18 protein-coding genes are annotated in these 20576 nt (G+C 65.7%); 8 read left to right on the forward strand and 10 right to left on the reverse strand.

What is annotated here, in order from left to right:
• The first annotated feature begins 1 nt into the window (after position 1).
• From OCW50_RS03135 to OCW50_RS03145, 3 genes are all read left to right on the forward strand, one after another.
• Positions 2-1255 (forward strand): cyclopropane fatty acid synthase, encoded by a 1254-nt coding sequence (locus OCW50_RS03135; RefSeq protein WP_315974391.1) that lies wholly within the window; start codon positions 2-4, stop codon positions 1253-1255.
• Between the two features lie 31 nt (positions 1256-1286).
• A complete protein-coding gene (locus OCW50_RS03140) occupies positions 1287-1838 on the forward strand; it encodes an RBBP9/YdeN family alpha/beta hydrolase (protein WP_262270586.1) in 552 nt (183 codons plus the stop codon).
• Positions 1839-1940: 102 nt separating this feature from the next.
• Positions 1941-2516: a Spy/CpxP family protein refolding chaperone gene (locus OCW50_RS03145; protein ID WP_262296411.1), complete on the forward strand. Its 576-nt coding sequence runs from the start codon at positions 1941-1943 to the stop codon at positions 2514-2516.
• Between the two features lie 106 nt (positions 2517-2622).
• On the opposite strand, the gene rpsD is transcribed toward OCW50_RS03145, so the two are convergent.
• From rpsD to OCW50_RS03175, 6 genes are all read right to left on the reverse strand, one after another.
• Entirely contained in the window at positions 2623-3240 is a 618-nt protein-coding gene (gene rpsD, locus OCW50_RS03150) for a 30S ribosomal protein S4 (protein ID WP_009494134.1), read from the reverse strand.
• Positions 3241-3457: 217 nt separating this feature from the next.
• The gene (murI, locus tag OCW50_RS03155; protein WP_262296412.1) at positions 3458-4330 is read right to left on the reverse strand and encodes a glutamate racemase; all 873 of its coding nucleotides are present in this window, start codon (positions 4328-4330) and stop codon (positions 3458-3460) included.
• Positions 4331-4501: 171 nt separating this feature from the next.
• Positions 4502-5677, reverse strand: a complete 1176-nt coding sequence (locus tag OCW50_RS03160) for an alpha/beta hydrolase family protein (RefSeq protein WP_262296413.1) — start codon at positions 5675-5677, stop codon at positions 4502-4504.
• Positions 5678-5742: 65 nt separating this feature from the next.
• Positions 5743-6489: an RNA methyltransferase gene (locus OCW50_RS03165; RefSeq protein WP_262270582.1), complete on the reverse strand. Its 747-nt coding sequence runs from the start codon at positions 6487-6489 to the stop codon at positions 5743-5745.
• Between the two features lie 20 nt (positions 6490-6509).
• The gene (locus OCW50_RS03170) at positions 6510-7406 is read right to left on the reverse strand and encodes an alpha/beta hydrolase (RefSeq protein WP_262270581.1); all 897 of its coding nucleotides are present in this window, start codon (positions 7404-7406) and stop codon (positions 6510-6512) included.
• Positions 7407-7631: 225 nt separating this feature from the next.
• Complete coding sequence (locus tag OCW50_RS03175; protein ID WP_262296414.1) at positions 7632-7919, reverse strand: hypothetical protein; 288 nt, start codon at positions 7917-7919, stop codon at positions 7632-7634.
• A gap of 256 nt (positions 7920-8175) precedes the next feature.
• On the opposite strand from OCW50_RS03175, the gene OCW50_RS03180 reads away from it, so the two are divergent.
• Both OCW50_RS03180 and OCW50_RS03185 read left to right on the forward strand, forming a co-directional pair.
• The gene (locus OCW50_RS03180; protein ID WP_262296415.1) at positions 8176-8556 is read left to right on the forward strand and encodes a phospholipase A2 family protein; all 381 of its coding nucleotides are present in this window, start codon (positions 8176-8178) and stop codon (positions 8554-8556) included.
• 110 nt (positions 8557-8666) lie between these two features.
• Positions 8667-9881 (forward strand): NADP-dependent isocitrate dehydrogenase, encoded by a 1215-nt coding sequence (locus OCW50_RS03185; RefSeq protein WP_262296416.1) that lies wholly within the window; start codon positions 8667-8669, stop codon positions 9879-9881.
• A 120-nt stretch (positions 9882-10001) separates the two neighbouring features.
• Here OCW50_RS03185 and OCW50_RS03190 read toward each other — a convergent pair whose 3' ends face one another.
• Positions 10002-10931 carry a diacylglycerol/lipid kinase family protein gene (locus tag OCW50_RS03190; protein ID WP_262296417.1) on the reverse strand — a complete coding sequence of 310 codons (930 nt, stop codon included), beginning with the start codon at positions 10929-10931 and terminating at the stop codon, positions 10002-10004.
• A 390-nt stretch (positions 10932-11321) separates the two neighbouring features.
• On the opposite strand from OCW50_RS03190, the gene OCW50_RS03195 reads away from it, so the two are divergent.
• The 3 genes from OCW50_RS03195 (at position 11322) to OCW50_RS03205 (ending at position 13556) form a co-directional block, all read left to right on the forward strand.
• Positions 11322-12002, forward strand: a complete 681-nt coding sequence (locus OCW50_RS03195) for a response regulator transcription factor (RefSeq protein WP_262296418.1) — start codon at positions 11322-11324, stop codon at positions 12000-12002.
• Positions 12003-12397: 395 nt separating this feature from the next.
• Positions 12398-12988 (forward strand): PAS domain-containing protein, encoded by a 591-nt coding sequence (locus tag OCW50_RS03200; protein WP_262296419.1) that lies wholly within the window; start codon positions 12398-12400, stop codon positions 12986-12988.
• Between the two features lie 103 nt (positions 12989-13091).
• The gene (locus OCW50_RS03205; protein WP_262296420.1) at positions 13092-13556 is read left to right on the forward strand and encodes a GFA family protein; all 465 of its coding nucleotides are present in this window, start codon (positions 13092-13094) and stop codon (positions 13554-13556) included.
• A gap of 141 nt (positions 13557-13697) precedes the next feature.
• Here the strand turns inward: OCW50_RS03205 and alaS are convergent, their stop codons facing one another.
• The 3 genes from alaS to cckA all read right to left on the reverse strand — a co-directional run bounded on the left by alaS (position 13698) and on the right by cckA (position 20395).
• Positions 13698-16346: an alanine--tRNA ligase gene (alaS, locus tag OCW50_RS03210; protein WP_262296694.1), complete on the reverse strand. Its 2649-nt coding sequence runs from the start codon at positions 16344-16346 to the stop codon at positions 13698-13700.
• 250 nt (positions 16347-16596) lie between these two features.
• Positions 16597-17691, reverse strand: a complete 1095-nt coding sequence (gene recA / locus OCW50_RS03215) for a recombinase RecA (RefSeq protein WP_009489491.1) — start codon at positions 17689-17691, stop codon at positions 16597-16599.
• A gap of 172 nt (positions 17692-17863) precedes the next feature.
• Positions 17864-20395, reverse strand: coding sequence for a cell cycle histidine kinase CckA (gene cckA / locus OCW50_RS03220; RefSeq protein WP_262296421.1), 2532 nt, complete (start codon positions 20393-20395; stop codon positions 17864-17866).
• Positions 20396-20576: the final 181 nt, after the last annotated feature.

Below are 20576 nucleotides of genomic sequence, written 5' to 3' on the forward strand. Positions count from 1 at the left end.
CATGCTGTCGGAGAAGCTTCTCGATCTTGCGTTCTCGCGGGCCGTGAAACACGGCACCCTGGAGATGACCACCGCCGAAGGCCGGCGGGTCACCTTCGGCGACGGGGCGGATCCCCACGTCTCGATCCGCTTCACGGACGCCGCGGCCCAGATGGCCCTCTGCCTGCATCCCGAGCTGAAGCTCGGCGAATTGTTCGTCGATGGCCGCCTCGTGATCGAGCAGGGCACGATCCTCGACCTGCTGCAGGTCCTCCTCCGGGACACCCATGGGGAACTCGACGAGCTTCCTCTTCATCGTCTGCGCAAGATCCGGGCCTGGATGATGCGCCGGGCCGAGAACGATGCGACCCGGTCCAGGCGCAACGTCGCCCATCACTATGATCTCGACGGCCGCCTCTATTCCCTGTTCCTCGACAGCGACCGCCAGTATTCCTGCGCCTATTTCGACCATCCCGACGCGAGCCTCGAGGAGGCCCAGATCGCCAAGAAGCGGCACATCGCGGCCAAGCTGATGGTCGATCCGGGCCATAGCGTTCTCGATATCGGCTCGGGCTGGGGCGGCATGGGCCTCTATCTGGCTCAGTTGGCCGGAGCGGGATCGGTGAAGGGCATCACGCTCTCGCAGGAGCAGCTGGAGGCTTCGCGCAAACGATCCGCGACCGCGTGCCTTCAGGACCGGGTGAGTTTCGAGCTCCAGGATTACCGGACCACCAGGGGCTCTTTCGACCGGATCGTCTCGGTGGGCATGTTCGAGCATGTGGGCGTGCCCTCCTACGACGCCTATTTCCAGGCGAGCCGGAACCTCCTCAAGGACGACGGGGTCATGCTCCTGCATACGATCGGCCGCTCGGGCACGCCCTATCCGACCAATCCGTGGATCACCAAGTACATCTTCCCGGGCGGACACCTGCCGGTCCTGTCGGAGATGATGCCGGCCATCGAGCGCGCCGGCCTGATCGTGACCGACGTGGAGATCCTGCGCCTGCACTACGCCTATACCCTTCAGGCCTGGCGCGAGCGCTTCATGGCCCACCGCGAGGAGGTGCTGCGCCTCTACGACGAGCGCTTCTGCCGGATGTGGGAATGCTACCTCGCCATGTCGGAATCCGCCTTCCGGTGGCAGGACGCGGTGGTGTTCCAGTTCCAGCTCGCTCGGCGCAACGACGTGGTGCCCCTGACCCGCGACTACATTGCCGAGCGCGAGGCGGTCCTGAAGGAGGCAGAGCGGAACATGGAGTTGAAGCGGAGCGCTTGAACCGGCCGGCGCGCGTCTTTATCTCCGTGGCATGAAAACCTCCGATTGCGACATCCTCATCGTTCCCGGCTACACGAATTCCGGCGAAGACCATTGGCAGAGCCGCTGGGAGCGCCAGCTTTCGACCGCGTGGCGCGTCGAGCAGGAGAACTGGGACGCTCCGAACAAGGACGCCTGGGTCGAGCGCATCGTGCATGACGTCGAACGGGCGGAGAAGCCGGTCGTGCTCGTCGGCCACAGCCTCGGCGTGCTGGCCATCGCCCACGCGGCCCCGCGCCTCGCCGGCGGAAAGGCGCGCGGCGCCTTCCTGGTCAGCCTGCCGGACGTGGAGAGGCCAGGCTTCATCCCGGCCATCGACCGGGCCTTCGCGCCGATTCCGCGCGACCCTTTCCCGTTCCCGTCCGTCCTGGTCGCCAGCCGGACCGATCCCCACTGCGATTATGCCAAGGCCGAGGACATCGCCTATGCCTGGGGAGCGGCCATCGTCGACGCGGGGGATGCCGGCCACGTCAACACGGAAAGCGGCCATGGCCCCTGGCCCGAAGGCCTGATGCGTTTCGCCGGGTTCCTGAAGAGGCTTTGAAGATCTGGCCTTGTCCACATGACGAAAAGTTCATGCAGCGGTCACCTGAGCGAGAGCAGGAGCGGAGCAATCTAATCCTATCGCCACACGGAGGATGTCCGCATGAAGACCATCGCCACCATTGCTCTTGCCGCCCTGCTGACCGGCACAGGCACCTATGCGATCGCCCAGCAGACTCCCGCGCCGAGCGCGCCGGCGGCTTCGCAGGATCAGACCCGGCAGGACCGCCGTCCCCGCATGAGCCAGGACGACTTCAACCGGCTCGTGGATGCCCGCATCGCCTCCATCAAGGCCGGGCTGAGGCTCTCCGCCGACCAGGATCGGCTCTGGGCCCCGGTCGAGACGGCGATCCGTTCGTCCGCCACTGAGCGTTACTCACGCTTCGAGCAGCGCCCGACCCGCGACCAGCGCCAGTCCATGGACTTCATGCAGCGCCTCGAGCGACGCAGCACCATGAGGACCGAGGGCGCGCAGCGCTCGGCTGCGGTCACCGCCGCCCTGCGTCCGCTCTGGGACAGCTTCAGCGAAGACCAGAAGCGGATCGCGCCGCGCCTCCTGCGCGAGGCGATCGACGTTGACGGGCCGCGCTGGGCCGAACGCGGCGGGCGCCGGGGTCATGACCGGGACCACCGCATGGGCATGCATCAGGGCGGGCCGCGAGGCCCCGTGCAGCAGTAGGCTCAGACAACAGAAAGGCCGCCCGATGGGCGGCCTTTCCGATTTTTGACCGGCTAAAGCATCGTTGGGCGCGGCCCCGGAGGGCCGCACGATGCGCCAACGCGGATTAGCGCGAGTAGAACTCGATCACGAGGTTCGGTTCCATCTGGACCGGGTACGGCACTTCCGACAGGGTCGGGATGCGCGTCACGCGGGCCGTCATCTTGGAGTGATCGACCTCGATGTAGTCCGGGACGTCGCGCTCGGCGAGCTGGCTCGCCACGACGACGACTTCGAGCTGCTTGGACTTGTCCTTCACCTCGATCACGTCGCCGGCCTTCACCTGATAACTCGGGATGTTCACGCGGCGGCCGTTGACCTTCACGTGACCATGGTTGACGAACTGACGGGCGGCGAACGGGGTCGCGACGAACTTGGCGCGGTACACGACCGCGTCGAGACGGCGCTCGAGCAGGCCGACCAGGTTCTCACCGGAATCGCCCTTCAGGCGGATCGCCTCCGCGTAGTAGCGGCGGAACTGCTTCTCGGTGATGTTGGCGTAGTAGCCCTTGAGCTTCTGCTTGGCGCGCAGCTGCGTGCCGAAGTCAGACATCTTGCCCTTGCGGCGCTGGCCGTGCTGGCCCGGACCATATTCGCGGCGGTTCACGGGGCTCTTCGGGCGGCCCCAGATATTCTGACCCATGCGGCGGTCAAGCTTGTGCTTGGCCTGAATGCGCTTCGACATCGCTGTTCCTCTGTGTTGTCGAATTTGCGAGGAACGCGCCCTCCTCTTCCCTTCATGCCCGAGGCGGCCCAAGGGGCCGTCTCGAGGGACGGGACGACAGGCCGACCGGAGCCGGGCCACGGGAGCGTAAAAAGTTACGCGGCCCGTGAGGACCGCGTGAACGGGAGGCATTTAGGCGGAAACCGCCGGAAAGTCAACCGGAGACGAGACGGTCGTGTCAGCCCACGGGCAGCGGCATCTCTTCGATGGTCACCAGCGGCAGGCCCTTGCCCTGCAGAGCCCCACGCAGCGCCGTGCCGATCGCGGCACCGCTCGTGAACACGGCCAGGGTCTCGTTCTCGTCGGCCTCGTGGCCGGGCACCGGCCCGCCGATCAGCTGGGTCACCCGGCGGGCAATGGCCGGAGCCGGGTCGATCCATGTCACCGGCCAGGGTGCCAGGGCTTCGAAGCGTTGGAGCAGCAGCGGATAATGGGTGCAGCTCAGCGCCACCACGTCGGTCCGGCCGCCCGGATCCTCCACGAAGCAGGGCCGCAGCTCTTCGAGCAGGTCCTCGTCCGGGACAGGGCTGCCGGCAAGCTCCGCCTCGGCGAAGCCGGCAAGGCGGCGCGAGCCCACGAGGTTGACCTTGCAGCCGGCCGCATAGGTCTCGACAAGATCGCGGGTATAGTCCCGGGCCACCGTGCCGGGGGTGGCGAGAACCGACACATAGCCGGTCCGGGTCATCCGGGCCGCCGGCTTGATGGCCGGCACGGTGCCGACGAACGGGATGGAGAACCGTTCGCGGAGATGGGGAAGAACGACCGTCGACGCGGTGTTGCAGGCCACCACGGCGATATCGGGACTGTGAAGGGCGATCAGCCGTTCCATCACGGCCACGACCCGCTCGGCCAGAACCGCCTCGCTCAGGCGGCCGTAGGGAAACCCCGCATCGTCCGCCGCATAGACGAAGCGCGCGTCCGGTCGGGCCTTGAGCACCTCGGAGAAGACCGTGAGGCCGCCGAGGCCGGAATCGAAGACCAGGATGGTGGGGACGGGAGACGGCATGACGGCGGGATTATAGGTTGCCCCTGCCAGAAGATCGACACGCATGACTCAACCCTTACGAACGCAACGTGGTCAGAAGTGCTAGCGCATCGTGCGGAAAAGTGGACCCGGTTTTCGCTTGCGCGGCCCGCTGGGTCCGCTCCGAACGATGCGCCGCTTCAGGAAGTGAGCATCGGATCGGTCCCAAAAGTGGGTCCACTTTTCCCGTCCGATGCTCTAGAGGCCCTGCTTGGATCCCGCAGCCGGGGTGTCGAGCCTGCGGCGCGGGCCGCGCTCCTCCTTCGCCTCCGGCGTCTCGCCTTTCGGCATCTGCGCCGACAGGCGCTTGACGGGCCAGCCGTCGCTCCAAGTGCTCATGTCGACGAATTTGGGGTCCCGCAGGAGCGCGCTCGCGTCCCTGCCGGCGAAGGCTGCCTCGGAGGCGATATCGAAGGTCTTCCAGAAGGCGAGGAAATCGAGGGTATCGGTGCCGTTGGTGCCGAGCTGCTGGGTCAGGATGGTCTGCGGCCCGCTGAGCGCCATGTCGGCGCTCCAGCGCCAGGTGTTCCGCTGCTTGGGATCGCGAGGCGGATCCGGGGGCAGCTTGATGGCGGAGGCGTCGTAATCGGCCTTGGGAGATCCGGGCGATGCCAGCGTCGCCGTCAGGGCCGGAAAGCCGTGGTCGTCGGATGACGCCCGCATGAACAGCTTGCGGGTCGAGGGAACGGCGCTCGCCTGCTGGAGCATCAGGCGGGAGGCGCGGTCGCTCGGCAGGTAATCCCGATCGCCGCTCATGGCGATGAGCAGGGTCGACGGATCGACGGTCGAGAGGTCCCGCAGCAGGATCCCGCGCTCCTTCTCGTTGGACGCGATGCCGCCCGGCATCAGGCCGAAGATCAGCTTCGGTGCCGGAACCTTGCCGGCGCCTGCTCCCGCGGCGATGTTGAGCGCGATCGGCATCCCGGCGGAATGGCCAATGAGGGCCAGCCGGTTCCTGTCCGGCTTGGCGTTCGGGTCGTTCTCCAGTTCCGCGAGAGCGTTCTGGATCAGGTCTTCGGCCAGGTTCGAGGCGTCGGCCGGCCGGGATCGGTTCACGTCCTGGAACCGGGGAAACAGAACGAGGTGGCCCTTGCGCGCCAAGTGCTCGATCCAGCCCCCGTAGAGCCCCGGATTCACGGCTCCCCAGGAATGCAGGAACACCACGACGGGGCGCGGCTTCGCCGGCGTGTCGGCGCCGTGGAAGACGAACGTCCCGCTGCTCGCCGTCCCGAGCGCCCGCTTGACGATCTCGGTCGAGCTGTAGTCGCGCCCGCCCGGCCCCCGCTCGGGCTGCGGCGGCGGCGTCGCCGCGTGAGCCCATGGACCCGCGACCGAGACGCCAAGGAGCAGAACAGGCAGCAGGGAGCGGCGCATCGTCGTCTCGAACTCTCTTCCCAACCGGGCAGATAGGGCCCTGTCTTTATAAAGCCACGATTTGCTTAAGGTTTTCTCAATCGTCTTCCTTCCGCAAGGGCACGAATCGCCCCACGCAAGGTGCGCACCTCCTGCTCGGTCATCTCGAGCCGGAGGAAGATGTCCCGCATGTTGCGGGTCATGGTCGGCTTCTTATCCTCGGGATAGAAGTTGACCGCGTCGAGCTCGGCCTCGACATAGTCGAAGAACGACGTGACCATCTCGCGATGGGCCGGCGGCGACTGCCGGCCCCCGTCGAAGGGCAGAGCCCCGCCGGTGGCGAGCTTGTACCATTCGTACGACACGAGAAGGACCGCCTGCGCAAGGTTGAGCGATGAGAATTTCGGGTCGACCGGGAAGGTGACGATCGCGTCGGCGAGCGACACCTCGTCGTTCTCGAGCCCCGTGCGCTCGCGTCCGAACAGGATGCCGATGCCCTGCCCGGCCGCGAGCCGCCTCTGCGCTTCCGTCATGGCGTCGTCCGGCGCGAAGACCCGCTTCATCTGCCCGCGCTCGCGGGCCGTGGTGGCGAAGACGAAGTTCAGGTCCGCTATGGCCTCGCGGACCGTGTCGTAGAGCCTTGCCCCCTCCAGCACATGGGTCGCGCCGGAAGCGGCGGAGTGGGCCCCCTTCTTGGGCCAGCCGTTCCGGGGAGACACGAGACGCAGCTCCGACAGCCCGAAATTGGCCATGGCACGGGCCACCATGCCGATGTTCTCGGCCAGCTGAGGCTCCACGAGGATGATGATGGGCTTCTGCGATGCATCGGTCATGGGTCGGGTCGCGGATCGGATCAGTTGGGGATGCCACGGTCGAGGGCTGCCCTCAGGCCCACATGGAACATGGAGCCGTGGTTCTCTCCGGGATAGGCACGCTGCGTTAAGACGATATCCGGCCTGGCAGCAAGCCTTTCGAGCATGTCGGCGCGCATCGCCCGCGCCTGGAGCATCCGCGCCTTCCGCCGTTCGTCGCCGCGCGGGTCCTGCGTCACATCGTAGAGAATGACCACGTCGGAGCGACCTGCGGCACGACGCGTGGATGTCTCCTCCCTGCGCAGCATCAGGGGCGCATGCCACGACAGGGACGGGCTGATCGCATAGTAGGACCGGAAGAGGTCGGGATTCCTGAACAGGGCGTTGATCACGAAGAGGCCGCCATAGGAATGGCCCCAAAGCGCGCGCCGCGCCGGATCGAGGGAGAAGTCCTTCGTCAGCTCAGGGAGCATCCGCTCGGCCACCAGGGCGAGGAAAATGTCCGCTCCTCCCACCTCCTCGGACGGGTCCGGATCGTCCGGACCGGCGCGGTCCTCCGGGGCCACGGGCGGCGTGTAGTCCTGCGTCCGGGTGTTCGCGTCGTGTGGCCCGCCGGTCTCGTAGCCGATGCCGATCAGGACGGTTCCCGGCACATGATCGAGATCCGCCTGACGGAGATCGTCGAAAGCCGCATTGCCGTCGAGCATGACGATTGCCGGCCAGCCCCCGGAAGGGGGATCGCCGAGCGGAACCGCGACGAACACCTGATAGTGACGCAGGCCGTCGACGGAATCGAAGTGCCTTTGCGCAAAGCGGTGGGTCGGAGACGGGGCCTCCCAGAGCGCGGTGCGGGAGCGAAGCCGCCGGTCCGGCTGAGCATGAAGAGCGGACAGTCCGGCGATGAAGGAGGCCGCGGCAAGGAAGCTTCGTCTGTGCATGATCGGACCGGCACACGCGATGGGAACTCCCGGTCGGTTTACGCCACCCTGGGCTGTTTGTCTCCACGCCAGGGCCGGCCGAGGGAAGAAACCGATGCCCCGCCCGGGATGCGGCCTTCCGGGCCGGCGCTCCTGCGATCACCCTCCGCCCGAGGCCCCATAGGAAAACCCCTCCGGGCATGCCCGGAGGGGTCTGTCGTCCGTGATCGCCCGACGATCGGCGTCTTACCAGCAGCCCCAGCCGCAATAGTAGTGCGGACGGGCGGCGGCCGCTCCGATGGCGGCTCCGCCGACCACGCCGACCGCGGTCCCGACGGCCACCTCGCTTGCGGCCGCGTTCGATTGCGCGACGTTGTTGCGGTAGTTCGCATTCCGGCAGCGCTCGAAGGTTTTCGTGCCCGGCTTCAGGCCCGATTCCATGCAAACCGAATCGGCATTGGCCATGGATTGCTCGGCCGTCTGGCAGCCCGCCAGAATCAAGGTGGCGGCTCCAAGAATGATAGCAAGACGCATGTCAGCTCCCTTTGTGTACAACAATAATCCCTCCGGCAGCGTCCTCGACCCGAGCGCCTCGGATCGGGTGCCTCTGAGGAGACCGCCGGAACGAAGGGATCTGAACTACGGATAAGCTTGGCCTTCCGTGCGGCAGCACACGTGCTGCGGTGAATTTTCCCCCGAGGGGAACTCAGACCCGTGGATATCCCTTATTTCCTGCAATCTTAACGTCATAATATCACGTCTCTCCCCCAACGTCACGGAGTATCTTGTGATGATGTTGCCCATCGTTGCGCTGAGCCTTTGCCTGGATCTGGGGCTTGTCCTTCCCGCTCATGCCCTCTCCGCGACAGGAGCCACGCCAGCCGCGTCTTCGATGGTCCATGGGAACTGGTGCGGGGCGGGCGACGCAAACCGGGCCGCTCCCATCGACGCGCTGGACCCGGCCTGCCGGGCTCACGACCTCTGTTATGAACAGGTCGGTCGCAGCGCCTGTCCCTGTGACCGGGCCCTCGTCAGGGCGACCGCGGCTCTCGTGAGAAGCCGGACAGTCCCGGAGACGATCCGGAGCAAGGCGGCCACCGTGAACTCGCTCTTCAGCGCGGCCGCATGCGTCGAGGCCCCGAAAATGCCGCAACAGGTCCGAAAGCGCTGAATTCCTGCCCTGCCCCCACCTTCCCCCCTGGCCTCAACCGCGCTATAGCCCCGGCAACCATCCTGCCGGACGGCAGGCATGTTCCAGCTCTTCAAGCGCAAGGTGAGATCATGGCGAAGATCAAGGTTGCCAATCCGGTCGTCGAACTCGACGGCGACGAGATGACCCGCATTATCTGGCACTTCATCAAAGAGAAGCTGATCCACCCTTATCTCGATATCGACCTGAAGTACTACGATCTCAGCGTCGAGCACCGCGACGCCACCAACGACAAGGTCACCGTCGAGGCCGCCGAGGCGATCAAGAAGTACGGCGTCGGCGTGAAGTGCGCCACCATCACGCCGGACGAGGCCCGGGTGAAGGAGTTCAACCTGAAGGAAATGTGGAAGTCGCCCAACGGCACGATCCGCAACATCCTCGGCGGCGTGATCTTCCGCGAGCCCATCATCTGCAAGAACGTGCCGCGCCTCGTGCCCGGCTGGACCCAGCCGATCATCGTGGGCCGCCACGCCTTCGGCGACCAGTACCGCGCGACGGACTTCAAGATCCCCGGCAAGGGCCGCCTGACCATCAAGTTCGAGGGCGAGGACGGCACCGTCATCGAGAAGGAAGTCTTCAAGTTCCCGGATGCCGGCGTCGCCATGGCGATGTACAACCTGGACGACTCGATCCGCGAGTTCGCCCGCGCGTCGATGAACTACGGCCTGATGCGCAAGTACCCAGTCTACCTCTCCACGAAGAACACGATCCTCAAGGCCTATGACGGCCGCTTCAAGGACATCTTCGAAGAGATCTACCAGAACGAGTTCAAGGCGAAGTTCGACGCCGCCGGCATCACCTACGAGCACCGCCTCATCGACGACATGGTCGCGTCGGCCCTCAAGTGGTCGGGCGGCTATGTGTGGGCCTGTAAGAACTACGACGGCGACGTGCAGTCCGACACGGTCGCGCAGGGCTTCGGCTCGCTCGGCCTGATGACCTCCGTGCTGATGACGCCGGACGGCCAGACGGTCGAGGCGGAAGCCGCCCACGGCACCGTGACCCGCCACTACCGCGAGCACCAGAAGGGCAAGGAGACCTCGACGAACTCCATCGCGTCGATCTTCGCCTGGACCCGTGGCCTCGCCCACCGCGCCAAGCTCGACGACAATGCGGAGCTCGCCCGGTTTGCCGCGACCCTCGAGAAGGTCTGCGTGGACACGGTCGAGGCCGGCTACATGACCAAGGACCTCGCCCTCCTGGTCGGCGCCGAGCAGAAGTGGCTCTCCACCACCGGCTTCCTCGACAAGATCGACGAGAACCTCAAGAAGGCGATGGCGGCCTGATCGGCGCCGCACCTCCTTGAGACGACAGAGAGCCCGGCCTCAGCGCCGGGCTTTTTGCTGTCTCGACCCTAACCGGATCGGATCTCGACAACATCGGGTTATGGTATCAGCACTCCTTTCTCACGGTGCGATCACGGTCAGCGGATGCTCGCCCAGCCCGATCTCGAGCGGGAGGCCCCCGCCGGGATCTCCGTCGAGCTGGGTCGGATCCCCATCAGGGCCGTCGATGCGGATCGCCCTGGCCGTCACCGTCCGGTAGCCGGGCATCCGGTCGAGATGCCCTGCGACCATGCCGATGACGTAGACGAGCGTGCTGAACCGCCCGCCGCGCAGGAAGAGGCAGACCTGGAGTTCCGGCCTCCCGATGGCGGCCTGTGGGGCGAGCTGAAATTCGCCGCCATAGAGCCGGCTCTTGGTCACGATGACGGAACTTGCCTCCACCACCTCCGACCGATCGATCTCCACGCGATAGCGGCGCGGCACGTTGGCCACGAGCTCGCGCAGTCCTTGCACGACATAGGCCAGCTTGCCGATCCTCTTCTTCAGGCGAAGGCTGGTGCGGCTGACGATATGCGCATCCATGCCGACACCGCACATGAGCGAGAAGTGGCGCCCATTCGCACGGCCGACATAGATGTTTCGCGTCTCCCCGCGGGCGAGCAGCTGTGCCAGCGCCTCCGCCTGTTGTGGAATGCCCAGATCGCGCGACAGAACATTGGTGGTGCCGATCGGGATGATCCCGAGCGCCGGCGACGACGACGGCTCCCGCGCCATCAGGCCGTTGATTGCCTCGTTGATCGTCCCGTCGCCGCCCGCCACCACGACGGCGCCGATGTCGGGACCGCACTCCCGGGCCACGCGCTCCGCATCGCCGGCACTTGCGGTCTCCCGCAACGCGACCTCGCTCCCCTGTCTCTCCAGCCCGTCGAGGACGGCCGCGAGGCGCCGGCGCCGGCGCCGCCCGGCAGCCGGATTGAAGATCACGAGCAGCCGTCGGGCCGGTGAAGCGCAGCGCTCCGAGGCTGCCGCGGAATCCCTTGTCCAGATCATTTCGGCGCCTTCGAAACGCTCGGTTGCCGGCGATGCCCGGCCGGTTCCTCGGCCTCCGGGCGACGGCGGCCCCGGTATGTCCCTCCAGGCCGCCGGTCGAGCGGTCGGACCGCGCTATTGAGCGACCTACGGGACATATCATAAAGGCGCCCCCAGGTCAGTCCTGGGCCGCAGCGAGTTCGACGGCGGGATCGGGCCGAGCACGCCGACCCGGCAAGCAGTACCAATCCCTTCGAGCGAGCGGCTTAACAGGTCGAACGAGAAACATTATAAGAGAGCGACTGCCCGCATCGCTCCACCCTGGTGCTGTTGCGTGCGTGCGGCAAAATGGCTAAGCCCTTGGCCCGGTGAGGGCCGCAATGCCCCGTCGTGGATCGGAAGCAGCATGCCATGCAGGTGAAAACGGTACTTCTGTGCAAGAGCTTCATGCTGCGTGTCGCTCTGGAACACATGCTGGCGGGAAGCGCTTTCGACGTTCAGAACGAGGCCGATGACGAGGGCGACCGGGACCGGCGCTCACAACGGAGCGGCGATCATCTGTTCATCCTGGATATTGCCCAGCCCCTCGACGAGACTCTAGCCGAAATCTCTAGTCTGAAGTCGCAGCATCCGGGCTCCCGCGTCGTCGTCGTGTCGGATTCCTTCGACGATGGCATCCTGGCGCGCCTGTGTGCCGACGGCGCGAACGGCTTCTGCCTGACATCCAGCAACGAAAGCGTCTTGGTCAAGGCACTGGAGTTGGTGATGCTCGGAGAAGTGTACTTTCCCTCGGCTTCCGTGCGGAATGTCCTGGACAAGACAGTGAATGCGGTCGCCTCGAGCCCGCCCACTCCACTCGGCGACCAAGGCCTCGTCGCCAGCGGCGCCCTCAAGGAGCAGCTGTCGAGCCGGGAGATCGAAATCCTCCGCTTCCTGATGAACGGGACGAAGAACCGGGATATTGCCATCAGCCTCAACCTTTCGGAAGCGACGATCAAAGTCTATATCCAGGGTATCCTGAAGAAGATCGGCGCACAGAACCGCACCCAGGCTGCCATGTGGGCGACGAGCGCACTCTTACCGAAAGCATAGCAGGCATCGAGCCCGCATGATGCCCGGACGCTTCGGCCGATCTGCTTCCAACAGGTTTTGGCTTACGCAGCGTCGATACTTTCGTCGAGTGCCGACGCGCATTTGATCCTCTTTACATTCGTCGCTGAACATCGACTTGGCCCTGCTGATCCGTTCGGTGTCATCGGTCTCGAGCATCGGACGTGACCCAGAGGGCCGCGTCAGCGACCCGAAGGGCCACGCCAGTGAAAAGTGGACCCACTTTTCACGTCCGATGCTCACGTCCTGAAGCGGCGCATCGTTCGGGGCAGACCCGGCGGGCCGCGCAAGCGACCCGAAGGGCCACGCTAGTGAAAACCGGGTCCACTTTTCTGCACGATGCGCTAGATGCGGCATTGTTCAGGCGAGAGGTGCATATGACCGACGAGGAGGTGGAGGCCGTTGCCCGGGGCTTTTACGAGAGCCTCGAGAACGCGCGAGGCTGGGCAAGCGAACCCCTATACCTCCAGGAGCGCTTCCGGGAGCACGCTCGCGTCGCGATCGCGGCAGTCGAACAATACGAAGCCATGACCGAGCCCACGACCGAGCCCATGATCGAGCCGCTGACCGTGGCGGTGCCGCTCGAGCAGGCCGGCGGCTATCTGATGCAGGCCGCCCATATCAGCGTCTTGCCGGGGTCGACGTTCCGTGCGGTGCTCAAGGGCCCGAGCCACATCTACCATGAAGCGAATGCCGACTATTTCAAACTGGTCGGACACCGGAATCTCTTTACCATGCCCGTGCGGGATGCCCTCCCGGAACTGGCCGGCCAGGGCTATTACGAACTGCTTGATCGGGTCTACAGGACGAGACAGACCTTCGTCGGCGAGCTTCTGCCGATCAGCCTGCAGATGGTGCCTCGGGGTCCGTTGGAGGAGCGCCGGATCGACCTGGTCTATCGCCCGATCCAGGATCGAGGCGGAGAGATGCTGGGCCTTTTCGTCGAGGGCTGCGATCGGACGCTGTGATCCTGCAAGGGCGACCGCATCCCTGCAAGCGCAACGGCCCGATGGGACTTGACGAAGGCCCGCTCCGGGCGCCCCTCTGACAAACAGACGCAGGAGTTCACCGATGACGGATAGCAAAACACCCGCGATGACCGGCGGCTGCCAGTGCGGCGCGGTCCGTTACGCGCTGATGTCGGAGCCGACCCATGCCAGCATCTGCCATTGCCGCATGTGCCAGAAGGCTTTCGGCAATTATTTCGCGCCGCTCACCGGGGTCCCGCGACGGGACCTGGTCTGGACCAAGGGGCGGCCCGGGATCTTCAAGAGTTCGGAGGCCGTGGAGCGCGGCTTCTGCCGGGATTGCGGGACTCCGCTCACCTTCGCCTATGTGGAGCGCGACCGGATCACCGTCTCGATCGGCAGCCTGGACGAGCCGGGCCGGATCACGCCGGAGATCCAATACGGGATCGAGAGCGGGCTTCCGGCCTTCGGAATGCTTCACACGCTCCCCGGCGAGCGGACCGAGGATGGCGCGACGCCGGAGGAGTTGCGCAAGATGGCCTCGCGCCAGCACCCGGACCATGAATGAGGGCGCTCCAGTGCGCCCCGGTCTCTCTCGGTCAGGTGCTGCGCTGGCCGGATCGTGATGGCCGGCACGAGGCCGGCCACGACATCGGTGCATCGTGGAACCGCCCACACCGGCTCGCGCCGTCCGGGACGGGTCGCGCGCTCAAGCGGCCGCCAGGGCAGCCTCGATGGCAGCCAGCGCCGCCTCCGCCCGGGCGCCGTCGGGGCCGCCGGCCTGGGCCATGTCGCGCCGTCCGCCGCCGCCCTTGCCGCCGAGCATTTCCGAGCCGACCCGCACGAGGGCCACCGCATCGACCTTCGCGGTCAGGTCCTCGGTGACGCCGACCACGATACCGGCCTTGCCGTCCTCGGCCACGCCGACGATGGCGACAACGCCCGAGCCGAGGCGCTTCTTGCCCTCATCGGCGAGACTCTTGAGATCCTTCATCTCGACCCCGGTGACCGCTCGGGCCATGAGCTTGATGCCGGCGATGTCCTTGACGGGATCGCTCTCGCCGCCACCGCCGCCCATGGCGAGCTTGCGACGGGCCTCGGCCAGATCCCGCTCGAGCTTGCGGCGCTCTTCCAGAAGCGCCGCCAGACGCGAGGAGACCTCGTCGACCGGCGTCTTGAGGAGGCCCGCGACCTCGCGCAATTTCCGGCTCTCCGCCGCGAGGTGACGCCGGGCGGCATCGCCCGTCATGGCTTCGACGCGGCGGACACCTGCCGCAACGGCATTTTCGCCCACGATGGTGATGACGCCGATATCGCCCGTGCGATTCACATGCGTGCCGCCGCAGAGTTCGACCGAGAAGGCCTTGTTGGTCTCGCCCTTGCCCATGGAGACGACGCGGACCTCGTCGCCGTATTTCTCGCCGAAGAGCGCGCGCGCGCCCGACTCGATCGCCTCATCGACCGCCATGAGCTTGGTGACCACAGGCTCGTTCTGGAGCAGCACCCTGTTGGCGATCTCCTCCACGCGGGCGAGTTCCGCGTCTTCGATGGGCTTCGGGTGACTGAAGTCGAAGCGCAGGCGCTCGGGCGCCACCAGGGAGCCCTTCTGGGCCACGTGATCGCCAAGCACCTGGCGCAGGGCCTCGTGCAGGAGATGGGTGGCCGAATGGTTGGAGCGCACGGCGAAGCGACGCTCGTGGTCGACGATCAGCTCCAGCGACTGACTGAGCTTCAGGGAACCGTGCTCGACGGTGACATGGTGCACGAAGAGGTCGCCGAGCTTCTTCTCGGTCCCCGTCACGAAAACCCGGGCGCCCTCGCCCTGCATGACGCCGGTGTCGCCGACCTGACCGCCCGATTCCCCGTAGAACGGCGTCTGGTTGAGGACCACGAGGCCGGTTTCGCCGGCCTTGAGCTCCGCCACCTCCTGGCCGTCCTTCAGGAGCGCCAAGACGATGCCTTCGGCAGTTTCCGTATCGTAGCCCAGGAATTCGGTCGCGCCGGTGCGTTCTTTCACCGAGAACCACACGGTCTCCGTCGCCGCCTCGCCCGAGCCGGACCAGGCCGCGCGCGCCTTCTCGCGCTGGCGCTCCATGGCAGTATTGAAAGCATCCGTGTCGACGCCGATGCCCCGGGGCTTGAGCGCATCCTGCGTTAGGTCGAGCGGGAAGCCATAGGTGTCGTAGAGCGTGAAGGCCGTGTCGCCGGAGAGGTTCTGGCCCTTGCCCAGCTCGCGGCTCTCCTCGTCGAGGATCGACAGGCCGCGCTCCAGGGTCTTGCGGAAGCGGGTCTCTTCCAGCTTCAGGGTCTCGGTGATCAGCGCCTCGGCGCGGACGAGTTCCGGATAGGCCTGCCCCATCTCGCGCACCAGGGCGGGCACGAGGCGGTACATGAGCGGGTCCTTGGCGCCCAGAAGCTGCGCGTGACGCATGGCCCGGCGCATGATCCGGCGGAGCACGTAGCCGCGCCCCTCGTTCGACGGCAGCACGCCGTCGGCGACGAGGAAGGACGAGGCGCGCAGGTGGTCGGCGATCACGCGGTGCGAGGCCTTGCGGTCGCCTTCGGGCGCCACCCCGGTGGCATGGGCCACGGCCTCGATGAGGGTGCGGAACAGATCCGTGTCGTAGTTCGAATAGACGCCCTGCATGATGGCCGAGATTCGCTCAAGGCCCATGCCGGTATCGATGGACGGTCGGGGAAGGCCGATCCGGTTGCCCGGCTCGATCTGCTCGTATTGCATGAACACGAGGTTCCAGAACTCCAGGAACCGGTCTCCATCCTCCTCGGGGCTTCCCGGAGGGCCACCCCAGAGCTTGTCGCCCTGATCGATGAAGATTTCCGAGCAGGGTCCGCAGGGGCCGGTATCGCCCATCTGCCAGAAATTGTCCGAGGTCGGGATGCGGATGATCTTCGAATCCGAGAACCCGGCGATCTTCTTCCACAGGTTCGCCGCCTCGTCGTCGTCGTGATAGACGGTGACGAGGAGCCTGTCCTTTGGCAGGTTGAATTCCTTGGTGATCAGCCCCCAGGCGAGCTCGATCGCCCGTTCCTTGAAGTAGTCGCCGAACGAGAAGTTGCCGAGCATCTCGAAGAACGTGTGGTGGCGCGCCGTGTAGCCCACGTTGTCGAGGTCGTTGTGCTTGCCGCCGGCGCGGACGCATTTCTGCGAGGTGGTCGCGGTGCTGTAGGGCCGCTTCTCGACGCCGGTGAAGACGTTCTTGAACTGCACCATGCCGGCATTCGTGAACATCAGGGTCGGGTCGTTGCGCGGCACGAGGGGGCTCGAGGCCACGACCTCATGGCCGTTCTTGGCGAAGTATTCGAGAAAGGCCGACCGGATTTCGTTGACGCCGTTCATGTTCATGGGTTTTCAAACTTAAGGTAAGGGCGCTTTTTGCCCGAAAGATCGAGGTGGTGGCTGGTTTTAGCCGTCTGCGCCCGCGCTGTCGAGGCGCGCGTCGTCTATTCTCCCGGGTCGTCCCAGCCTGCCGTCGGGGCCCGGGCCGGGCTCGGCGGTCCCAGGGCGGGATCCGGGCAGGGCGGAAAATGAAAAGACCGCCGCGATCTCTCGCGACGGCCTCTCTTTGCCCTTGAAGGAGAGCAAAAGCTTATTCTGCGGATCCTTCGTCCAGGTCGTCGGCGGTCGGGGTCGCCTGCTCCAGGATGCGGTCGGCGAGCAGACCGGCATTCTGGCGGATGAGGGCCTCGATCTTGCCGGCCACCTCGGGATTGTCGCGCAGGAACTGCTTGGCGTTCTCCCGGCCCTGGCCCAGGCGCTGGCTGTCGTAGGAGAACCAGGCACCGGACTTGTCGACGATGCCGGCCTTGACGCCGAGGTCGATGAGCTCGCCCACCTTCGACACGCCTTCGCCGAACATGATGTCGAACTCGACCTGCTTGAAGGGCGGGGCCACCTTGTTCTTCACGACCTTCACACGCACCGAGTTTCCGATCGGATCGTCCCGGTCCTTGAGGGTCGAGACGCGACGGATGTCGAGGCGCACGGACGCGTAGAACTTCAGGGCGTTGCCGCCCGTCGTGGTCTCGGGGCTTCCGTACATCACGCCGATCTTCATGCGGATCTGGTTGATGAAGATCACCATCGTGTTCGAGCGCGAGATCGAGCCGGTGAGCTTGCGCAGGGCCTGGCTCATGAGCCGGGCCTGGAGGCCCGGCTGGACCTCGCCCATCTCGCCGTCGAGCTCCGCCTTCGGGGTGAGCGCCGCAACCGAATCGATGACCAGCACGTCGACCGCGCCCGACCGGACCAGCGTGTCGGCGATCTCGAGCGCCTGCTCGCCCGTGTCGGGCTGCGAGATCAGGAGATCGTCCAGGTTGACGCCGAGCTTGCGTGCATAGACCGGGTCCAGGGCATGCTCCGCGTCCACGAAGGCGCAGACGCCACCCTTCTTCTGCGCCTCGGCGATGGTGTGCAGGGCCAGGGTCGTCTTGCCGGAGGATTCCGGCCCGTAGATCTCGATGATGCGGCCGCGGGGCAGACCACCGACGCCGAGCGCGATGTCGAGGCCGAGAGAACCGGTCGAAACGGTCTCGATCTCCACGGGCTGCTGGCCCTTGCCGAGCCGCATGATCGAGCCTTTGCCGAAGGCGCGCTCGATCTGGGACAGCGCCGCGTCGAGAGCTTTCGATTTATCTTTATCCATTGATGAGCTTTCCACCAGTCGCAGGGAGGACTGTGACATGACCTGACATCCTTATGGCATGGAGGAGGAGTGAATCTCAACGCGGTGTTGAGAGAATATATGTACTCACTTTGTTCCCCCTTACAAGTTCTTTTTTCGTTCTCGTCAGGGAATCCACAACTCTCGGGCCGGGCACGATGCCGCAGGGTTAAAATTCAGGAAATTCAGCAGGTTAGCGGACCATCACCTGCTTCACGATCTCGACCAGCTGGCGCAGGCTGAAGGGCTTCGGCAGGAAGTTGAACTCCTCCCCTTCCGGAAGGTTCTTGCGGAAGGCCTCCTCCGCATAGCCGGACACGAAGATCACCTTCAGGCCGGGGTAGAGCTTGCGCAACTCGCCGAGCAGGGTCGGGCCGTCCATTTCCGGCATGACCACGTCGGAGACCACGAGATCGACCGGGGCGCCGCGCTCCCGGATGATCTCCAGTGCCTCGACGCCGGAGGCAGCCTCGAGCACAGTGTAGCCGCGGGCGGAGAGCGCCCTGGCGTTGACCGCGCGGACGGGGTCCTCGTCCTCGACCAGAAGAATGGTGCCCTGGCCGGTCATGTCGGCGGCCGCCTTCCTGGGCGCATCGGCCTTAGCTTCCTCGGGCGCGTCCTGCACGTCGGGAACGTGCCGCGGCAGGTAGATGCGGAAGGTCGTGCCCTGTCCCGGCGTCGAGTCCACGTCGATATAGCCGCCCGATTGCTTGACGATGCCGAAGACCGTGGAGAGGCCGAGCCCCGTTCCCTTGCCGACTTCCTTGGTGGTGAAGAACGGCTCGAAGATCTTCTCGATTACGTCGGGCGTCATGCCCGAGCCCGTATCGGACACCTCGATGACCACGTAATCCGCCGGCGGCATCGCGCTCACGCCGAGCCGGGCGGCCTCCGCGGCCGCCACGTTCGCCGTGCGGATCGCGAGCTTGCCGCCGCCGGGCATCGCATCGCGGGCATTGACGGCGAGGTTCACCACCACCTGCTCGAACTGGTTGACGTCCGCCTTGACGAACCACAGGTCGCGGCCGTGGCTCAGATCGAGCTCCACGCGCTCGCCCAGCAGGCGCTTGAGCAGCATGGAGAGGTCGTAGAGCCGATCGTTGAGGTTGAGCACTTCCGGCCGCAATGTCTGGCGGCGGGAGAAGGCGAGCAGCTGACGCACCAGGCTGGCGGCCCGGTTCGCGTTCTGCTTGATCTGCATGATGTCCTGGAAGGACGGATCCGTCGGCCGGTGATTGGCGAGCAGCAGGTCGCTGTAGCCGATGATCGCCTGGAGCACGTTGTTGAAGTCGTGGGCCACGCCGCCGGCGAGCTGCCCGACCGCGTTCATCTTCTGGGACTGGGCGAGCTGCTCCTCCACCTTCCGGAAATCGGTCGTGTCGAGAGCGTACAGGATCGCCGTCTCGCCTTCGGCGCCCGTATCGCCGACGGGCGTCGCCCAGACCCGGACGGAGCCAGCGTTCTCTCCCACGGTCTGAAGCTCCAGGGGCGGAATGTCTCCCTTGTTCTCCGCCGCCGCCTTGAGGGCGATTTCGATGGGGCCGCGTTCGCGGACCGTGTCGAGGATGGATGCCCCGGTCACACCGCCCTCGCCCCCGCGGACCAGCGTGCCGAACAGCTTGGAGAACGGCGCGTTGGCATGAACGATCCGGCCGACCTGATCGACGGTCGCGATGGCGATGGGCGTGTTGTTGAAGAACCGGGCGAAGCGCACTTCGGCAGCCCGCTGCCCCTCGTCGACTTCTCCGCCGGCCGAGCGGTTGAGGACAAGGGTCCTGGAAGCGCCCATCCGGCCGTCCTGCCCGAAGGCGATCCGGTGGTAAAGGCGCACGGGGAGAAACTGGCCGTTGCGGCGGCGCAGGTCGAGATCGAACGTCTCCGTGCGAACGCTGCCCGGCTCCCCGGAAAACGACGTCATCATCGACACCACGTCGCGAGGCACGATGTCGGCAAGATTCAGCCCACCCGAGCCGACCTGGGCGAGATCGTAGTCGAGCCATGAGGCAAGAGTGGCGTTCAGGTAGATGATCGAGCCCTCGGGATCGACCGAGAGAAAGCCCGCCGGCGCGTGATCGAGATAGTCGATGGCGTGCTGGAGTTCCTGGAAAACGTTCTCCTGCCGCTCCCGCTCATGGGTCACCTCGCAGATGGTCCAGAGTGCCGCGAGCCGACCGTTGGGGCGCGGTACGGGACGCACGCGCACGCGGTACCAGCCGAATTCGTGGGCGCCGTTCAACGAGGGCGAGAGACGGATTTCCTCCGTGCCCGTACGATGCTCCCGCGCGGCCTGGGCCAGCCGGTAGATCGCCTCGGAGACTTCGGGCGCTCCCATGAACAGGCGCTCGACGGGACGCACCTCTCCTCCCTGCAGGCCTGCAAAAGACAGGTAGGCTTCGTTGGCATAGGTGATGCGCCCGTCATCCTCGATCACCACGAGGCCGTCCGTCGACGTGTCGGCCATCAGCTTGGTGATATCGTTGCGCGCCGTCCGTCCTGAAAACTGCACGACCCCGATCGACATGGCAAAGAGGAAGAACACGCCCGCCATGGCGAAGAACGCAAGCAGGCCGAGAATGAGGGGCTGGGCTTGGTCCATGCCCAGGAAACGCAGGCTCAGAGTCGCGCCGACGAGGATCCCAGCCAAGAGCAGGACCCACCCGATATGACCATGGCGGTCGGAACGGTCGATGGCCGAGATTTTTGGCGTGTCGCCCTCGTAAGCCATGGAATGTCAAAATCCTCAACGGAGGCGGTGGTGCCCTGTGGCGCCGGCCGCAATGTTGCAGCCAATCGCGTGATCTCTGCCGCTCATCTTACACACTAATCGTTGATCGACCTCTAAGGCGGAGCCACGATCCGACGCAAGGGCCCGGCTGCTCCGCGACCATCGCCCTATGACGATTTCG

Origin of the sequence: Microvirga sesbaniae, from assembly GCF_025460805.1 — a bacterium.
Taxonomy (GTDB): Bacteria; Pseudomonadota; Alphaproteobacteria; order Rhizobiales; family Beijerinckiaceae; genus Microvirga; species Microvirga sesbaniae.

What these genes read in the sequence shown, in the direction of transcription:
- recA (WP_009489491.1), bottom strand. Translation starts at nt 17,691, where the DNA reads ATGTCACAGTCCTCCCTGCGACTGGTGGAAAGCTCATCAATGGATAAA.
- OCW50_RS03195 (WP_262296418.1), top strand. Translation starts at nt 11,322, where the DNA reads ATGCAGGTGAAAACGGTACTTCTGTGCAAGAGCTTCATGCTGCGTGTC.
- cckA (WP_262296421.1), bottom strand. Translation starts at nt 20,395, where the DNA reads ATGGCTTACGAGGGCGACACGCCAAAAATCTCGGCCATCGACCGTTCC.
- OCW50_RS03160 (WP_262296413.1), bottom strand. Translation starts at nt 5,677, where the DNA reads ATGCGCCGCTCCCTGCTGCCTGTTCTGCTCCTTGGCGTCTCGGTCGCG.
- OCW50_RS03185 (WP_262296416.1), top strand. Translation starts at nt 8,667, where the DNA reads ATGGCGAAGATCAAGGTTGCCAATCCGGTCGTCGAACTCGACGGCGAC.
- OCW50_RS03190 (WP_262296417.1), bottom strand. Translation starts at nt 10,931, where the DNA reads ATGATCTGGACAAGGGATTCCGCGGCAGCCTCGGAGCGCTGCGCTTCA.
- OCW50_RS03205 (WP_262296420.1), top strand. Translation starts at nt 13,092, where the DNA reads ATGACGGATAGCAAAACACCCGCGATGACCGGCGGCTGCCAGTGCGGC.
- OCW50_RS03170 (WP_262270581.1), bottom strand. Translation starts at nt 7,406, where the DNA reads ATGCACAGACGAAGCTTCCTTGCCGCGGCCTCCTTCATCGCCGGACTG.
- OCW50_RS03200 (WP_262296419.1), top strand. Translation starts at nt 12,398, where the DNA reads ATGACCGACGAGGAGGTGGAGGCCGTTGCCCGGGGCTTTTACGAGAGC.
- OCW50_RS03175 (WP_262296414.1), bottom strand. Translation starts at nt 7,919, where the DNA reads ATGCGTCTTGCTATCATTCTTGGAGCCGCCACCTTGATTCTGGCGGGC.
- OCW50_RS03135 (WP_315974391.1), top strand. Translation starts at nt 2, where the DNA reads ATGCTGTCGGAGAAGCTTCTCGATCTTGCGTTCTCGCGGGCCGTGAAA.
- OCW50_RS03165 (WP_262270582.1), bottom strand. Translation starts at nt 6,489, where the DNA reads ATGACCGATGCATCGCAGAAGCCCATCATCATCCTCGTGGAGCCTCAG.
- murI (WP_262296412.1), bottom strand. Translation starts at nt 4,330, where the DNA reads ATGCGTGTCGATCTTCTGGCAGGGGCAACCTATAATCCCGCCGTCATG.
- alaS (WP_262296694.1), bottom strand. Translation starts at nt 16,346, where the DNA reads ATGAACGGCGTCAACGAAATCCGGTCGGCCTTTCTCGAATACTTCGCC.
- OCW50_RS03140 (WP_262270586.1), top strand. Translation starts at nt 1,287, where the DNA reads ATGAAAACCTCCGATTGCGACATCCTCATCGTTCCCGGCTACACGAAT.
- OCW50_RS03145 (WP_262296411.1), top strand. Translation starts at nt 1,941, where the DNA reads ATGAAGACCATCGCCACCATTGCTCTTGCCGCCCTGCTGACCGGCACA.
- rpsD (WP_009494134.1), bottom strand. Translation starts at nt 3,240, where the DNA reads ATGTCGAAGCGCATTCAGGCCAAGCACAAGCTTGACCGCCGCATGGGT.
- OCW50_RS03180 (WP_262296415.1), top strand. Translation starts at nt 8,176, where the DNA reads ATGATGTTGCCCATCGTTGCGCTGAGCCTTTGCCTGGATCTGGGGCTT.